Origin of the sequence: Rhizobium sp. 'Codium 1', from assembly GCF_020889605.1 — a bacterium.
Taxonomy (GTDB): domain Bacteria; phylum Pseudomonadota; class Alphaproteobacteria; order Rhizobiales; family Rhizobiaceae; genus Allorhizobium; species Allorhizobium algae.
Map to the genome: position 1 here is coordinate 92,864 of NZ_JAJGPW010000005.1, position 13,703 is coordinate 106,566.

17 protein-coding genes are annotated in these 13,703 nt (G+C 61.0%); 6 read left to right on the forward strand and 11 right to left on the reverse strand.

The features are described 5' to 3' along the window. Positions 1-111 precede the first annotated feature (111 nt). Positions 112-411, forward strand: coding sequence for a hypothetical protein (locus tag LJE98_RS13995; RefSeq protein ID WP_229575843.1), 300 nt, complete (start codon positions 112-114; stop codon positions 409-411). Next, positions 408-2,000 carry a methyl-accepting chemotaxis protein gene (locus LJE98_RS14000; RefSeq protein ID WP_229575844.1) on the forward strand — a complete coding sequence of 531 codons (1,593 nt, stop codon included), beginning with the start codon at positions 408-410 and terminating at the stop codon, positions 1,998-2,000. Before LJE98_RS13995 ends, LJE98_RS14000 begins: the two co-directional genes overlap by 4 nt. A 104-nt stretch (positions 2,001-2,104) precedes the next feature. On the opposite strand, the gene LJE98_RS14005 is transcribed toward LJE98_RS14000, so the two are convergent. After that, positions 2,105-2,611 carry a DinB family protein gene (locus LJE98_RS14005; protein WP_229575845.1) on the reverse strand — a complete coding sequence of 169 codons (507 nt, stop codon included), beginning with the start codon at positions 2,609-2,611 and terminating at the stop codon, positions 2,105-2,107. A gap of 134 nt (positions 2,612-2,745) precedes the next feature. Between LJE98_RS14005 and LJE98_RS14010 the strand changes: the two genes are divergently transcribed. Further along, complete coding sequence (locus LJE98_RS14010) at positions 2,746-3,429, forward strand: glutathione S-transferase family protein (protein ID WP_229575846.1); 684 nt, start codon at positions 2,746-2,748, stop codon at positions 3,427-3,429. A 117-nt stretch (positions 3,430-3,546) separates the two neighbouring features. Next, on the forward strand, positions 3,547-3,969 hold the full coding sequence (gene ndk / locus LJE98_RS14015) for a nucleoside-diphosphate kinase (protein ID WP_102021392.1): 423 nt from the start codon (positions 3,547-3,549) through the stop codon (positions 3,967-3,969). A 109-nt stretch (positions 3,970-4,078) separates the two neighbouring features. On the opposite strand, the gene LJE98_RS14020 is transcribed toward ndk, so the two are convergent. Together LJE98_RS14020 and LJE98_RS14025 are read right to left on the reverse strand one after the other, a co-directional pair. Then, on the reverse strand, positions 4,079-4,591 hold the full coding sequence (locus tag LJE98_RS14020; protein ID WP_229575847.1) for a hypothetical protein: 513 nt from the start codon (positions 4,589-4,591) through the stop codon (positions 4,079-4,081). After that, positions 4,588-5,139 (reverse strand): CGNR zinc finger domain-containing protein, encoded by a 552-nt coding sequence (locus tag LJE98_RS14025; RefSeq protein WP_229575848.1) that lies wholly within the window; start codon positions 5,137-5,139, stop codon positions 4,588-4,590. Before LJE98_RS14025 ends, LJE98_RS14020 begins: the two co-directional genes overlap by 4 nt. Positions 5,140-5,199: 60 nt before the next feature. Between LJE98_RS14025 and LJE98_RS14030 the strand changes: the two genes are divergently transcribed. After that, positions 5,200-6,096 (forward strand): branched-chain amino acid ABC transporter permease, encoded by an 897-nt coding sequence (locus LJE98_RS14030; protein ID WP_229575849.1) that lies wholly within the window; start codon positions 5,200-5,202, stop codon positions 6,094-6,096. Here LJE98_RS14030 and LJE98_RS14035 read toward each other — a convergent pair. The 5 genes from LJE98_RS14035 to LJE98_RS14055 all read right to left on the reverse strand — a co-directional run bounded on the left by LJE98_RS14035 (position 6,086) and on the right by LJE98_RS14055 (position 10,326). After that, positions 6,086-6,559: a molybdenum cofactor biosynthesis protein MoaE gene (locus LJE98_RS14035; protein WP_229575850.1), complete on the reverse strand. Its 474-nt coding sequence runs from the start codon at positions 6,557-6,559 to the stop codon at positions 6,086-6,088. The genes LJE98_RS14030 and LJE98_RS14035 overlap by 11 nt on opposite strands. Before the next feature lie 25 nt (positions 6,560-6,584). Continuing rightward, positions 6,585-6,839 carry a molybdopterin converting factor subunit 1 gene (gene moaD, locus LJE98_RS14040; protein ID WP_229575851.1) on the reverse strand — a complete coding sequence of 85 codons (255 nt, stop codon included), beginning with the start codon at positions 6,837-6,839 and terminating at the stop codon, positions 6,585-6,587. 1 nt (position 6,840) lies between these two features. Further along, the gene (gene pgsA, locus LJE98_RS14045; RefSeq protein WP_229575852.1) at positions 6,841-7,422 is read right to left on the reverse strand and encodes a CDP-diacylglycerol--glycerol-3-phosphate 3-phosphatidyltransferase; all 582 of its coding nucleotides are present in this window, start codon (positions 7,420-7,422) and stop codon (positions 6,841-6,843) included. Between the two features lie 121 nt (positions 7,423-7,543). Further along, positions 7,544-9,571: an excinuclease ABC subunit UvrC gene (gene uvrC, locus LJE98_RS14050; protein ID WP_229575853.1), complete on the reverse strand. Its 2,028-nt coding sequence runs from the start codon at positions 9,569-9,571 to the stop codon at positions 7,544-7,546. After that, the gene (locus tag LJE98_RS14055; protein ID WP_229575854.1) at positions 9,568-10,326 is read right to left on the reverse strand and encodes an SDR family oxidoreductase; all 759 of its coding nucleotides are present in this window, start codon (positions 10,324-10,326) and stop codon (positions 9,568-9,570) included. Before LJE98_RS14055 ends, uvrC begins: the two co-directional genes overlap by 4 nt. A 367-nt stretch (positions 10,327-10,693) precedes the next feature. Here LJE98_RS14055 and LJE98_RS14060 point away from each other — a divergent pair, with 367 nt between their 5' ends. Then, complete coding sequence (locus LJE98_RS14060) at positions 10,694-11,353, forward strand: outer membrane protein (protein WP_229575855.1); 660 nt, start codon at positions 10,694-10,696, stop codon at positions 11,351-11,353. Between the two features lie 80 nt (positions 11,354-11,433). Here the strand turns inward: LJE98_RS14060 and LJE98_RS14065 are convergent, their stop codons facing one another. The 3 genes from LJE98_RS14065 to LJE98_RS14075 are packed head-to-tail and all read right to left on the reverse strand — an operon-like array spanning position 11,434 to position 13,696. Further along, on the reverse strand, positions 11,434-12,030 hold the full coding sequence (locus LJE98_RS14065) for a glutathione S-transferase (RefSeq protein WP_229575856.1): 597 nt from the start codon (positions 12,028-12,030) through the stop codon (positions 11,434-11,436). Between the two features lie 30 nt (positions 12,031-12,060). Then, positions 12,061-12,819: a ribonuclease T2 family protein gene (locus LJE98_RS14070; RefSeq protein WP_229575857.1), complete on the reverse strand. Its 759-nt coding sequence runs from the start codon at positions 12,817-12,819 to the stop codon at positions 12,061-12,063. Between the two features lie 13 nt (positions 12,820-12,832). Further along, a complete protein-coding gene (locus tag LJE98_RS14075; protein WP_229575858.1) occupies positions 12,833-13,696 on the reverse strand; it encodes a 23S rRNA (adenine(2030)-N(6))-methyltransferase RlmJ in 864 nt (287 codons plus the stop codon). Positions 13,697-13,703 lie beyond the last annotated feature (7 nt).

Here is a 13,703-nt window from a genome sequence, read left to right on the forward strand (position 1 = left end):
CCGTTCGATTAAGCATATATTAGAAATGTTCATGGTTTAACCAACTGTCTGATTGCATGCCGGGCGTATGGCTTTCGCTGGAGCCTTCGCCCGGCGAACATCCATAGGCCCATGAAGTTTCTTATTTCCGCAGTCTACTTCTCGCTGGCGGTCGCCGTCGTCGCTGTCATTGCGGCAAGGCCGTCCGGCCCCTTCGTGCTCGTCGTAACCTCACCCACTGCGCAAGCGGCTGGTTCAATGGCCGTCATCGACCGGGCAGACGGCGCTTTTGTTTGGGCCGGAAGCGTCCCCTGGATGTCGGTCGCCTACTCGCAGGCTCCCGATTTCGCGGAGCGGCTACTCGACGCGGGCGCGTTGCTCGTCATCAACCATGATCTGGCACTTGGTTGCCTGCAAGGAATGAACACATGAACGAACTTGAGAAGCTCAGAGACAGAGTCTCTTACGGCATCGTCGGACTGCTCTGGACCAACTTTGCCCTGATCGTGATCCGCAACCTCTTTCGCGAGGAAGGTGCCGACTGGACGATGATCCTCGGCACCGTCATGCTGTTGCTGCCGGCCACCTTGCTGTGGAGCCGGGATCGCACGGGCGCGACCACCCGTATGGTGACCTCGATGGCCAATGCAGCAACCGTTGCCATCCTCGTTTTCGCGTTCCAGGGATCGCCGCTGCAGATCGACCTGCACATGTATTTCTTCGCAAGCCTGGCAATCTGCGCAGCCTGGATCGACTGGCGGGCCATCATCGGCTATGCCGCCCTCGTCGCGGTCCACCATCTCCTGCTTTATGTCGCTATGCCCTTGGCCGTGTTCCCGGGCGATTCCGATTTCTCACGCGTCATTCTGCATGCCGTCGTGCTGATCGTGCAGAGCGTGGTCCTGATCGCCCTGACATCGGCCGTCGTCAAAGCCTTCGATGTCTCGGACAAGGCGGTTGCCGAGGCGGTTGCCGCCGAGCGCGAAGCGGTCGAGATGGCCGATCGTGCCCGACGCACGGATGCGGCTGCCGAGGCTGAACGCTGCAAGCGGGAAGCGGAGAAGGCGCGGGAAGCCGAAGCAATCGACTACGCCGTGGCCGAACTGGCGAAATCATTGCAGAAGCTGGCAGATGGCGATCTGTCGTGCCGTATCGACGGCAATTTCTCCGGCCCGCTCGATGAACTGCGGACCTCCTTCAACGCTTCTGTCCAGAAACTCGAAGTCGTCGTGTCCCAGGTTGGCCAGGTCGCCACTGTCCTGCGGAATGGTGCCGGTCAGATCGACCACGCCAACAACGACCTGTCAGCGCGGAGCGAACGCCAGGCGGTTTCCGTCGAAGAGACCGCAAGCGCATTGTCCAGCGTGATGTCGACCGTCAAGGAGACGGCATCCGTTGCCGATTCGGTCGGCAAGCTGGTCAACCAGGCAAGAACGGGTGCAGAGCGCTCCGGAACCATCGTTACTGATGCCGTCTCCGCCATGAGCCGCATCGAGCAGTCGTCGCAGTCGATCTCCAACATCATCGGCGTCATCGACGAAATCGCCTTCCAGACGAACCTGCTCGCGCTCAACGCCGGCGTCGAAGCAGCCCGCGCCGGTGAAGCCGGCAAGGGTTTCGCAGTCGTCGCCCAGGAAGTCCGCGAGCTTGCGCAACGCTCGGCCAATGCCGCCAAGGAGATCAAGGCCCTGATCAACACCTCGGGCGAGGAAGTCCGCCACGGTGTGTCGCTGGTCGACCAGGCGGGCGAGGCGCTGAGCACGATTTCGACGGAGGTTCAGGCGATCAGCCGGGAGATCTGCAAGATCATCGATGGTGCGAAGAGCCAGGCACAGGGGCTGGCCGAAATCGACTCAGCCATTGGCCACATTGACAGGAACACCCAGCAGAATGCGGCAATGGTTGAAGAATCGAGCGCCGCAATCCAGCAATTCGTCCAGGAGGCAACGACCCTCGATCAGCTGATGGCTCAGTTCCAGGTGGGCTCGAGGACAGGCCACACGTCCCGGCGGGCCGCCTGACGGCGGACGGGTTTCCACAAGTTGTGAAACACAGGAGGTCGCGGTTGCCGCGGCCTCCTTTTTTTGTGTCGAGGCCCGATCGTTCAGAGCGCTGGTGCGACACCTCACACCCAGGCCTTGCCCTCGCTGCGCAGAAAATAGATGAGGTCGAGTCCGAGGCTTGGCTTGCCCATTGACGTCAATCCGGCATGCACCTGTCCCCTGTGATGGGTCTGGTGATTGAAGATATGGGTAAGGGCAGGCCAGAGCTTCTGCGTGACGATTTCGGGTGAACTGACCGGCGAATAGCTGAACGGCTGCTCGATCGCCTCCGGTGTCAGGCTCCGGGTAAAGCGGATGAGGCGGTCGTCTTCTTCCACCCGCGCGGCACGCAGATCCTCGAGCCGCTCATAGGGGCGTTCGTTGAGGGCCTTTGGCTTCGGGCCTTGGCCGGTGAAGCGGTTGAGCCAGATCCGGTCAGCGGTGATCAGATGGCTGAGAGTGGCGAAAACCGAGCCGAAGAAGGCACCCGTGTCCTGGTGCAGCTCTTCCTCTGACAGCTGCGCTGCCGCAGCATAGACGAGCCTGTTGGCCCAGGCATTGTAGTCGGCGAGCATGTGGTAGTTTTGCATGTCGTGCTCCTGATCAAGGTCCAGGTTCAGTCTAGACAGGTTTCGCCGAAATGGGATTGATGGGTCCCATGAAAATTGCTGATTTGCATCCCGCTACCGGATGGGCATGTGTGATGGGACACAAGGAGAAACCGATGACGATCACGCTTTATTCGCTGTGCGGTGCCGATGCCGCTCGCCCCTTCTCGCCACACTGCTGGAAGGTGGTCATGGCGCTGCGTCACAAGGGCTTGAGTTTCGAGGAGCGGCCGCTGGCCTTCACGGTGATCCCGACCGTGGAGAACGGAGCCTCGAAGACCGTACCGGTCCTGCGCGATGGACAGGAACTGATCTCCGACAGTTTCCGCATCGCGCAATACCTCGAAGAGGCCTATCCGGATGCGCCGAGCCTCTTCGGCGGGCAGGGCGGTGTGGCTGCGGCGCGTTTGGTGGAAGGCTATTCGCAGCATGTCGTGCATGGCGTGATCATGCGCATCCTGCTGGTCGATATCCATGACATGCTAGCCCCTGTCGACCAGGCCTATTTCCGCAAGAGTCGTGAGGAGCGGCTGGGAAAAAGCTTCGAAGAAATGGCCGCAGGACGCGATGCCGCGATCGCCGCCTTGCCGGCAGCCCTCCAGCCGCTGCGCCACACGCTCTCCTTCCAGTCCTATATCGGGGGCACGACGCCACTCTTCGGCGACTATATCCTCTTCGGCGCCTTGCAGTGGTTGAGGGTCACCACGGGGTCGATTCATCTTCCGGACGACGATCCGGTGAGCCTCTGGTTCGACCGCTGCCTCGGTCTCTACGACGGTGCCGCTCGGGCGGTTGCATGAGTGTCTTCCAGGGCCGGATTGTGACGTCCGCGTGAAAATAGAAGACCCCTCTTGTCTTCGTGATTCGGGGCGGGTAGATACCGCCCACTTTCCCTGACAGACAAAAGGATGAGACAGATGGCGATTGAACGCACCTTCTCGATGATCAAGCCCGATGCCACCAAGCGCAACCTGACCGGTGCGATCACCAAGGTCTTCGAAGACAACGGCCTGCGCGTCGTCGCTTCCAAGCGCGTATGGATGAGCCAGCGCGAAGCCGAAGGCTTCTACGCCGTTCACAAGGAACGCCCGTTCTTCGGCGAACTGGTTGAAGGCATGACCTCGGGCCCGACCGTCGTTCAGGTTCTCGAAGGCGAAAACGCCATCCTGAAGAACCGCGAGATCATGGGTGCCACCAACCCGGCCAACGCTGATGAAGGCACCATCCGCAAGATGTTCGCTCTCTCGATCGGCGAAAACTCGGTACACGGTTCGGACGCTCCGGAAACCGCTGCCGAAGAAATCAAGTACTGGTTCGCCGACACCGAGATCGTCGGCTGAAACAAGTCCTGAGGCGAGAGCTTCCAGATATCTTGAAAACGTGAGAAACCGGGGCCGAAAGGCTCCGGTTTTTCGTTGCGAGACGATGGCCGGCGACAGACGCTGGAGCTCAAGCGGCTGGGCAGGTCTGCCCCTTGGCATAATCTACCGTACCGTCGGCGCCATAGACCTCGGGATTGGGGGTGTAGACTGGCCCAACCACCAATGCCTTCCCCGGCATGACCGTCTGGTCGAGGCTTGAGGTCAAAGTCGTCTCGATTGTCTGCAGCACTTTGTCCGACGCATCGAGGATACGGATCGAGACCGCATAAGGGCGGTCCTTGATGACGCAATGCACCGGCGGGCTCTCCAGCGACACTTTCTCCCAGAACGGGAAGATCTTGGTGCGGGTGACAAGGGGAGCGCCGCCGGCAGGGTTCTCAAATGTCGTCTCCACGAAACTCGGATCGGGCAGCGGCCCATTGCGGGCAAGCGTCACGACATAAGTTGCCTGCGCCACACGATAATTGAAGATGAACACCTTGCCGGAGAGCTTGAGGGGTTCGTCCAGGTCCTCGCGCTGGCAACCGGTAAGCCAGGATAGCGCCAACAACACGGTGACGGCGATCGGGATAGCCTTCATGGCGAAACCTCCTTCCTCTTGCGGTGATAGTGGCGGTTGGCCTTCACCCGATTGCCGCAGACCGCCATATCGCACCATGTCCGGCTGCGGTTCTTGCTTCGGTCGATGAAGAGCCATCCGCAATGCCCGCAGATCTTCACGCGTTCGGGGCAAGGTTCGCAGACGAGGGTGAGCGCCGAGCGCGCTGTCGCTGCCTCCAGACTGTCATCACCAGGGGCGGCGCGCAGGGCAGCCGCCGCCGCTTCCAGCAGTGCGGCGAGTTGGTGCCGCCCCTCTTCGCCGAGCACCCGTTGACGAAAATAGGTGTCGATCGCTTCCCGGAGTTCGAAGAAAAGTGGCGCGTTTTGCGGCCGCACCGGCTGCAAGACGTCGAACCTGCCCCGTTCTGCGGAAAGTCGCGAGGCCGCATCCGCGAAAGCCCCAAGCTGCTCCGGCACGGCAAATCGGTCGCGCCGGCCGTCTGGTTCGTGTCGCAGGATGACGCTGTTCGCCACATCAAGCGCGAGCGCGCCGCCGACGAAGCGGTGAGGGGTCCAGGAAAAGATCATGGTGTCTAATATAACTGGTAAAAATCATTTTGACAGTTATAAAAGTCACTGGAGGGACATATGGTCTATGTGGTCCAACAGCTCCTGAATGCGCTGCCGCTGGCGAGCCTCTATGCCTGCCTGGCTTTCGGATATTCGCTTGCATTCGGCGTCACCAGGCGACCGGACATCACCTTTGGCGCATTTGTCGCCTTCGCCGGCCAGATATGCCTCCTGTTCACCGATTATGGCTGGAACCACCTCTATCTCGTGCTGCCGGCTGCGGTCGGGCTCGGCCTCTTCGCAGGCGCTGGTTACACCCTTGTCGCCGGCTTCTGGAATGCGCGCACCGTGATGCTGCCGCTGCATAAACGCTCCCCCAATGCGGTAATCGCAGCCTCGCTCGGCGTGCTGCTTCTCCTCTCGGAAGGCGCGCGTATTGCGCTCGACACCCGAAGTCTCTGGCTGCCGCCCATGGGGGAGCAGTTCGTGCCGCTCTTCGTGATAGAGGGATCCCAGATCGGTCTGACCCGCCTGCAGATCCTGCATGTCGGGCTGATGCTCTCCTTGGTAGCCGGCGGCCATTGCCTGCTGTCGGTCAGCCGGGCAGGGCGTCTCTGGCAGGCTGTCTGCCAGGACCCTCTCGCCGCGAGGCTCGTCGGCATCGACGCTGACCGCGTCTTCGTGGCGGCGCTCGTGGTCGCGAGCGCCTTCGCTGCCTTCGGCGGCCTGTCCGCGACCGCAGTGTACGGCACCATGGATTTCGGCGCGGGTCTGATGTTTGGATTGAAAGTGGTTCTGATCGCGGCCGTCGGCGGCTATTCGCGTCCGCTGCATTCGGCGCTGGGTGCTGCGGCAGTCGGATTTGCCGAGCAACTCTGGAGCGCCTATGGCGCGATGATCTGGCGTGACGTTGTCATCATTTCAGCGCTTGTCTGGCTGCTGGTGATCAGCAGGCGCGAACGGATCATTCCGTGAGCCAGCGATCCCGCGCGCTGTCGTCGGCATCCTTCGCTTCGACCCACGCACCGCTATGGCCATCCTTCCCGTGCTCCTTCTTCCAGAAGGGGGCGGAGGTCTTGAGGAAGTCCATGACGAAATTGGCGCCATCGAAGGCCGCCTGGCGATGCGGTGCTGCGGCAAGCACAAGCACGATCTGCGCGCCCGCCTCGATCCGGCCGAAACGGTGGATGGCTGTGAGGCCCAGAAGCGAAAACCGGTCGATGGCAATCTCTGCGATGCGCTGCATCTCGGCTTCTGCCATGCCGGGATAATGTTCGAGTTCGAGTGCGGCCAGGGCCCCGGCTTCGTCACGGCACAGGCCGACAAACGAGACGAGCGCACCGACATCCTTTCGCCCGTTCGTGAGCTTCCGCGATTCTGCGGCAGCGTCGAAATCATCCGGCTGAACGGAAATGGTGGGTATGGGCCTGGCCGTCATGGTCTCAACTCCCGCGGCGGGCCTTTTAGCCCCCGGTCATCGGCGGAAAGATGCCGATTTCGCGGGCGCCCGCGATCGATTCGTGGTGCTCGATATGCTCCTGGTTGACAGCGACGCGGATCGCTTTCGGAAAGCGGAGAGCCTCTTCATATCCTTCGCCGAGCGTCGCGAGCCAGGCAACGAGATCACCGGCGGTCTTCACCTCGACCGGTATGTCGAGCTCTTCTTCGCCTTTGCCGACCCGCTCGCGAACCCAGGCGAAGTAGACGATCTTCGCCATCTCAGTCCACCATGTGCTTTGCGCCGGCGCGGAAATAGTCATAGCCGGTATAGATGGTCAGGATCGCCGCGATCCAAAGCAGGGAGATGCCAATTTCAGTTGTGTAGGGCAGCACCTTGGCGCCTGCGGGTCCGGCGAGCAGGAAGGCGAGCGCGAACATCTGCGCCGCCGTCTTCCACTTTGCGATCTGCGTTACCGGCACGCTAACCTTCAGTGCCGCGAGATATTCGCGCAGGCCCGAAACCAGGATTTCGCGGCAGAGAATGGTGATCGCTGCCCAGATCGACCAGCCGGCGATTGTGCCATCGGCCGCCATCAGCAGAAGTACCGAGGCGATCAGCAGCTTGTCGGCGATCGGGTCGAGCATTCTGCCGATGTTCGACGTCTGGTTCCAGATCCGTGCCAGATAGCCGTCGAGATAGTCCGTGATCGAGGCGGCGATGAAGATCGCAAGGCCCGTCCAGCGCGCGAAATCGGAACTTTGCAGTTTGCCTTCGACGAAAAAGCACACGACGATGAGCGGCACGGCCAGGATGCGGGCGTAGGTGAGGAGATTGGGAATGTTGTATGCGCGCGAAGCCATGATGCCCTGTCTTTATATTCTGGTGCTTCAATAGATGTGAGGGTTTTCGGTCGGGGCCGTCAACCTAAGAATTTTGAATGACCTTCGCGAACCTCTCGACCCCGGATGCGTCATTTCCGTGTCAGTCGCCGCTGCTGTCGTGAAAATGGTTGTAGATCAGGCGCGCGACGGCTTCGGATATGCCCTCGACCGCCATCAGGTCGCTGACGGCGGCCCGCGACACGGCTTTGGCCGTGCCGAAATGCTGAAGCAATGCCCGCTTGCGAGTCGGACCGATGCCGGAGATTTCGTCGAGCGGGTTCTTGATCATCTCCTTCTTGCGGCGCGCCCTGTGGGAGCCGATGGCGAAGCGGTGGGCTTCGTCACGCATGCGCTGGATGAAGTAGAGGACGGGATCGCGCGGCGGCAGCGTAAAATCGGGCTTGCCCTGGACGAAGAAGCGTTCGCGACCTGCATCGCGGTCCACGCCCTTGGCAACGCCGATGGCAATCACGCTGTCGGTGATGTCGAGTTCGTCAAGGATCTTGCGCACCGCCGACATCTGACCCTGGCCACCATCGATCAGGATGACATCGGGCCAGGCGGGAAATGCCGTATCGGCGCTGTCCTCGGGCGCCGCACTGCGGTCCGGTTTGCCTTCTTCCTTCAACAGACGCGAGAAGCGCCTCGTCATCACTTCCCGCATCATGCCGAAGTCGTCGCCCGGCGTGATGTCGGTCGATTTGATGTTGAACTTGCGGTACTGGCCCTTCACGAAACCCTCGGGCCCCGCGACCACCATGCCGCCGACGGCATTGGTGCCCATGATGTGCGAGTTGTCGTAAATCTCGATGCGGCGCGGCACGTAAGGGAGCTGAAAGGTCTCGGCGAGCCCTGCAAGCAGGCGCGACTGGGAGGCCGTCTCGGCCAGCTTCCGCCCATGCGCCTCGCGGGCATTGGAATTGACGTGATCGACGAGATCCTTTTTTTCCCCGCGCTGCGGCACGCTGATCGATACCTTGTGGCCGGCCTTCTCGGATAACGCCGTGGCGAGAAGGTCCTGTTCCTCGACCTCTTCCGACAGGAGGATGAGCCGCGGAACGGGCTTGTCATCATAAAACTGGGCAAGGAAGGAGTTGAGCACCTCCGCTGCGCTGAGTTGCGGGTCGGCTTTGGGGAAGTAAGCCTGGTTGCCCCAGTTCTGGCTGGCCCGGAAGAAGAAGACCTGGATGCAGGAAAGCCCGCCCTCGTGATGGATGGCGAAGACATCGGCTTCTTCGACGCCGGCCGGATTGATGCCCTGGTGGCTCTGAACATGGCTGAGCCCGGCCAGACGGTCGCGGTACACGGCAGCGCGCTCGAAATCGAGATCCTCGGCCGCCTCGTTCATCGCACGCGCGATGGACTCCTTGACGTTCTGGCTCTTGCCCGAAAGAAAGTCCTTCGCTTCACGAACGAGACCGCTATAGCCCTCGTCGCTGATTTCATGGGTGCAGGGACCCGAGCAACGCTTGATTTGGTAAAGCAGGCAGGGCCGGGTGCGGCTTTCGAACACGCTGTCCGTGCACGTGCGCAACAGGAAGGCGCGCTGTAGCGAATTGATCGTCCGGCCAACGGCGCTGGCCGAAGCAAAGGGGCCGAAATAGTCGCCCTTGCGGGCACGCGCGCCGCGATGCTTGTAGATGGCAGGCGCGCGGGTATCCCCGGTGATCAGGATGTACGGAAAACTCTTGTCGTCGCGCAGAAGCACGTTGAAGCGCGGCCGCAGGCGCTTGATCAGGTTTGCTTCGAGCAGCAGTGCCTCGACTTCGGTGCGGGTCGTGACAAATTCCATGTGGACGGTATCGCGCACCATGCGCGCCAGCCGGTTCGAATGGACGCGCCCCTGGGCATAGTTGCTGACGCGCTTCTTGAGGCTGCGCGCCTTGCCGACATACATGACCTCGCCGTCCTTGTTCAGCATGCGGTAGACGCCCGGAGCGTTCGGCAACCGCTTGACGAACTCGCCGATCAGATCGGCACCGGTCAGTCCGGTCTCATCAAGACCATCGACATGCCAGTCGATCTCGATCCCGGTGCGCGCCGGTTCGGGATCGACGGCAATGTCCTCGTCGTCGTCTTCCGTTCCGTCATAGAGAACGCCACCGTCGGGCAGCTTTCCTCCATTCATTCATTGATCTCCGTGCCGTGCCAAATCAGATGCTGGCCCCCATCCAAGGCGATCATTTGGCCGGTGATCGACGGTGTGTCAAAAAGAAACCGGATCGTACGGCCGAATTCGTCGAGCGAAGGGCCGCGCTTCAAGGGGAGGCTGTCTATCTGCGCCTCGAAATCCTCCGGCCGCTGTCGCTCGGAAATCAGGGTGGGGCCGGGGCCGATGGCGTTGACCCGCACCCGAGGTGCAAAGGCCTGCGCCAGCGTCTTTGTCGCTGTCCAGAGCGTCGATTTGGAGAGCGTGTAGGAGAAGAAGGTGGGTTTTAGCGCCAGCACTCGCTGATCGATGATGTTGACAATGAGGCCGGATCGATCTTGCGGCAATTCCCTGACCAGGGCACCGCTCAAAATGGCGGGCGCCCGAACATGCACATTGAAGTGACGATCGAAGACAGCGGCATCGAAATCGACGGCCGTATCGTCTTCGAAGACCGACGCATTGTTGACCAGCAGGCCGACAGGGCCGAATTTCGCCGTGGTCCGGGCGATAAGTGTCTCGATCTCGGAAATGTTACCGAAATCCGCCTGAAGCGCGATCGCCTGCTTTCCTTGTGACCTGAGGTCCTTTGCATGAGCTTCCGCCGCCTCGAGCGCGCCGTTTGCATGAAGGGCAACGGCGAAACCATGTGCAGCCAAGTCTTCGGCTATGGCGCGGCCAAGTCGTTTCCCGGAACCGGTGACCAAAGCCACCTTGGGGATGCTGTTTTGCATGGGATTACCTTGCGTCGTCAGGGTTGGTGCACTGCATATATGTCGTCTTTGCGAGATTTAAACCGTGCGAAAGCGAATCTCGGCGGGTCTTTAGCTTGGGGCTTCACCAGTACAGAATGAGTATAACTTTTGATAACCTTCAACTAATTCTGTAAAGGATTTGTTATGGTTAACGAATAGTTTGTGTCTTTTAAGCAACGTCCCGATTTGGTCACTGATGTGCCACAATGAATTCACATTTCGGCTCTTTCAATTCCTCAATTGGCCGCCAAATGTACATTCGGAACGGGCAGGGAATACCCAATTAACGTTCAGGCCGCCGTTGGTTCTGATTGAAGTGCGGCCCGGAACTGTAAAGGAGACTAACATGCGTAACCTCAAGATCATGCTTCTGGCATCCGCCACCACCGTCGTCGCTTTCGCCGCCCAGGCTGCTGACGCGATCTACCAGGCACCGGAAGCCCCGGCTGCTGCCGAATCCTACTCTGCGCCGGCCGGCAACTGGTCTGGCGCCTATGTCGGCGGTGGCATCACTTATGACATGGGCAAGTTTACCGGCTCGTCGGACGGCCGCGACGCCGATGGCATCGGCGGCACCGTTTACGGCGGTTACAACATGCAGAGCGGCTCCATCGTTTACGGTGCTGAAGCCGACATCAGCTACGCCGGCGAAGACGGCTCGGCCGGCACAGACGCAACTGCAGGCAGCCTCAAGGGCACCCAGGGCGTCAACGGCTCGGTCCGTGGTCGCGTCGGCTACGACCTGAACCCCTTCCTCGTCTACGGTACGGCCGGTGTGGCTGTTGCCAACCACGAGCTGGAAGGCAATGGCACGAACGACGAGAAGCTGGCAGCCGGTTACACGGTTGGCGCCGGTGTCGAGACCTTCGTCACCGACAACATCACCGCACGCGTCGAATACCGCTACAGCGACTACCAGAAGCGCGACTTCGATCTCGGCACTGGTGCGATCTCCAAGGGCTTCGACGACCACTCGGTCAAGGTCGGCATGGGCGTGAAGTTCTGATCCACGCGATCAACTGCACAAGGAAAAGCCGGGCATCGTCCCGGCTTTTCTGTGTCTGGAGATAAGAGAGCGATAGCGGCTCAGGCCTTGGGCCGAAGCGCTGGATAGGGCTCGAAGGCTTTCGCAAACTTGGCCGGCCATTCGGTGAGCGCTGCCCGGCCTTTCTCCCAATCGCCGGGGAAACGCAGCATCAGATAGCCGAGCGTGGCTGCAAGCGCGAAATGCCCGCCATGCAGCTTCTTGCCGATCTTCGGCAGGTGTTTGTCCAGATGGTCGAGGCTGCGATTGATCTTCGCCCACTGCCGCTCGATGACGTCCTGGCTGACCAGTTCCGGTGGCCGGAAGCGCTTCTCGTAGACAATGGCCAGCAGGCAATCGGCGATCCCGTCTGCCAGCGCTTCCAGAACCTCGGCCTCGGTCCGCTTTTCGTTCTTCTTCGGATAGAGACGCTTGTCCGAGGCCCGGTGCAGGTATTGCATGATCGCGCGACTGTCGAAAATGGCGGTGCCATCCTCGGTAACCAGCGTCGGGATCTTGCCGAGCGGATTGGCGTCGAGCAGGTCCGACGGGTTTTCCGCCGTGTTCACCCGGATCTCCTCCAGTTCGATGCCGAGATGGCGGGCCGCCATGCGGACTTTGGAAGAATAGGGCGAGGCGGGCGCGAAGAGCAGCTTCATGATGGGTTCCTGTGGCTCTCGTTGCGGGGGTCAGCGTGTGGCTGGAATGACGATGTCTGACCGGCGGCAGGATCGGCTGTCGACTTCGGGGCAGGTCCGGAAGCCCAGCGACTTGTCCAGACAGATCCTGACTTCATCGACTCTCTCCCTATCACAGGTCACCGCCACTGCCGAGCGGGCAAGGCCCGGATTGCTGCGGATGAAGGCTGCTTCAACCGCCTGCGGAGATGTGCGGCTTTCCCTGTCGACATTCGAAAGCTCAGCCGGAATGCGAATGCTATCATAGGCTTGGCGGACCAGCTTGAAGTAGTCACTCATGGAAAGGCTGGAGCAGGACCCGTGCTTGCGCCACTGGTGACCGATCAGGCCCATGCTCGGCATGATGTCCATGACCGTGCGTCCGATCCGTTCCGGCACGCGGGAGCCCTCCGAGGTCGGACAGTTTTCCGGCCAACCCTTGTCGTTCTGCGGCCAGAGCCCGTGTACGACCCAGCCGAATTCCTTGTCCTCGCCGCATTGCTCGCGATTGCGGCCTGCCGCTTCGCTGTCGCAGAAGGTTGGCGACCAGGAAAGCGCGAGCACGTAAAAATCGAAGCCACGCCCCTGTGGGACCGACGAGGCCGGTTTGATGGGGGAAGGGGACTGGTTCGCCGAAGGCTCGGCTGAGGGCGCGGGCGAGGAGACCGTTGCGACCGTCCGATCGGTGGGTGCCTTGGCCGGCAGGAAACTGTAGACGGCAGCTGCAGCAAGCATCAGGCCGAAGGCGATGAAGCCGGTATAGCGTCCCATTGCGATCCTCCGCTCAGTCTTCCCCACGCAGCCAGAAACAGCGATGCGAGGCATAGCGGTCCTGTGCCATCAGCCGCTTCAGCTCGGGAAGTGCCAGATGCATTTCGTCTTTCAGCGTGAAGGGCGGATTGACGATGACGAGCCCGGTGCCGGACAAGCCCGTCTGTTCCCGGTCACTCTTCACGTGCAGTTCGGCACAGAGCATCTTCGGAATGCCGAGTGCTTGCAGCGCCTCGTGAAACTCCTTGATCGGCGCGCCCTTCTTGATGGGGTACCAAAGGCAGTAGACGCCGTTGCCGAAGCGTCGATGCGCCTTGGCGAGCCCGTCGACCAGCCGCTCGTATTCGCCTTCGATCTCGAAGGGCGGGTCGACCAGCACGATGCCGCGCTTCTCCTTCGGCGGCAGATGGGCGTTCAGTGTCAGCCAGCCGTCGAGTTCCGTCACACGCACCTGGAAGTCACCCTCGAAGAGACGTGACAGCGCCCTTGAATCCTCCGGATGCAGTTCCATCGCCGAGAGCCGGTCCTGCGGGCGGAGGAGATCGCGGGAAAGCTTCGGGGAACCCGGATATTTGACAAGCGGCCCGCCAGGCTTGCGATCGGGGTTCAATGCCTTCACCGCATCGAGATAGGGCGCCATGATCTCGGCCACCTTGTCCGGCAGCTCGGCATCGATGACCTTGCCAATGCCCTCGAGCCATTCTCCGGTCTTCTGCGCTTCGTCCGAGGAGAGGTCGTAGAGGCCGATCCCGGCATGCGTGTCGAGCACGCGGAACGCCTTGTCCTTCTGCTGCAGATAGACGATCAGCCGCGACAGGACGAGATGCTTCAGGACATCGGCAAAATTGCCCGCGTGATAGATATGGCGATAATTCATGTGCGGT

Coding starts and splice junctions, on each gene's coding strand:
- LJE98_RS14075 (WP_229575858.1), bottom strand. CDS start 13,696: ATGAATTATCGCCATATCTATCACGCGGGCAATTTTGCCGATGTCCTG.
- LJE98_RS14005 (WP_229575845.1), bottom strand. CDS start 2,611: ATGCAAAACTACCACATGCTCGCCGACTACAATGCCTGGGCCAACAGG.
- LJE98_RS13995 (WP_229575843.1), top strand. CDS start 112: ATGAAGTTTCTTATTTCCGCAGTCTACTTCTCGCTGGCGGTCGCCGTC.
- LJE98_RS14030 (WP_229575849.1), top strand. CDS start 5,200: ATGGTCTATGTGGTCCAACAGCTCCTGAATGCGCTGCCGCTGGCGAGC.
- uvrC (WP_229575853.1), bottom strand. CDS start 9,571: ATGAATGGAGGAAAGCTGCCCGACGGTGGCGTTCTCTATGACGGAACG.
- pgsA (WP_229575852.1), bottom strand. CDS start 7,422: ATGGCTTCGCGCGCATACAACATTCCCAATCTCCTCACCTACGCCCGC.
- moaD (WP_229575851.1), bottom strand. CDS start 6,839: ATGGCGAAGATCGTCTACTTCGCCTGGGTTCGCGAGCGGGTCGGCAAA.
- LJE98_RS14060 (WP_229575855.1), top strand. CDS start 10,694: ATGCGTAACCTCAAGATCATGCTTCTGGCATCCGCCACCACCGTCGTC.
- LJE98_RS14035 (WP_229575850.1), bottom strand. CDS start 6,559: ATGACGGCCAGGCCCATACCCACCATTTCCGTTCAGCCGGATGATTTC.
- LJE98_RS14055 (WP_229575854.1), bottom strand. CDS start 10,326: ATGCAAAACAGCATCCCCAAGGTGGCTTTGGTCACCGGTTCCGGGAAA.
- LJE98_RS14010 (WP_229575846.1), top strand. CDS start 2,746: ATGACGATCACGCTTTATTCGCTGTGCGGTGCCGATGCCGCTCGCCCC.
- LJE98_RS14065 (WP_229575856.1), bottom strand. CDS start 12,030: ATGAAGCTGCTCTTCGCGCCCGCCTCGCCCTATTCTTCCAAAGTCCGC.
- LJE98_RS14070 (WP_229575857.1), bottom strand. CDS start 12,819: ATGGGACGCTATACCGGCTTCATCGCCTTCGGCCTGATGCTTGCTGCA.
- LJE98_RS14025 (WP_229575848.1), bottom strand. CDS start 5,139: ATGATCTTTTCCTGGACCCCTCACCGCTTCGTCGGCGGCGCGCTCGCG.
- LJE98_RS14000 (WP_229575844.1), top strand. CDS start 408: ATGAACGAACTTGAGAAGCTCAGAGACAGAGTCTCTTACGGCATCGTC.
- ndk (WP_102021392.1), top strand. CDS start 3,547: ATGGCGATTGAACGCACCTTCTCGATGATCAAGCCCGATGCCACCAAG.
- LJE98_RS14020 (WP_229575847.1), bottom strand. CDS start 4,591: ATGAAGGCTATCCCGATCGCCGTCACCGTGTTGTTGGCGCTATCCTGG.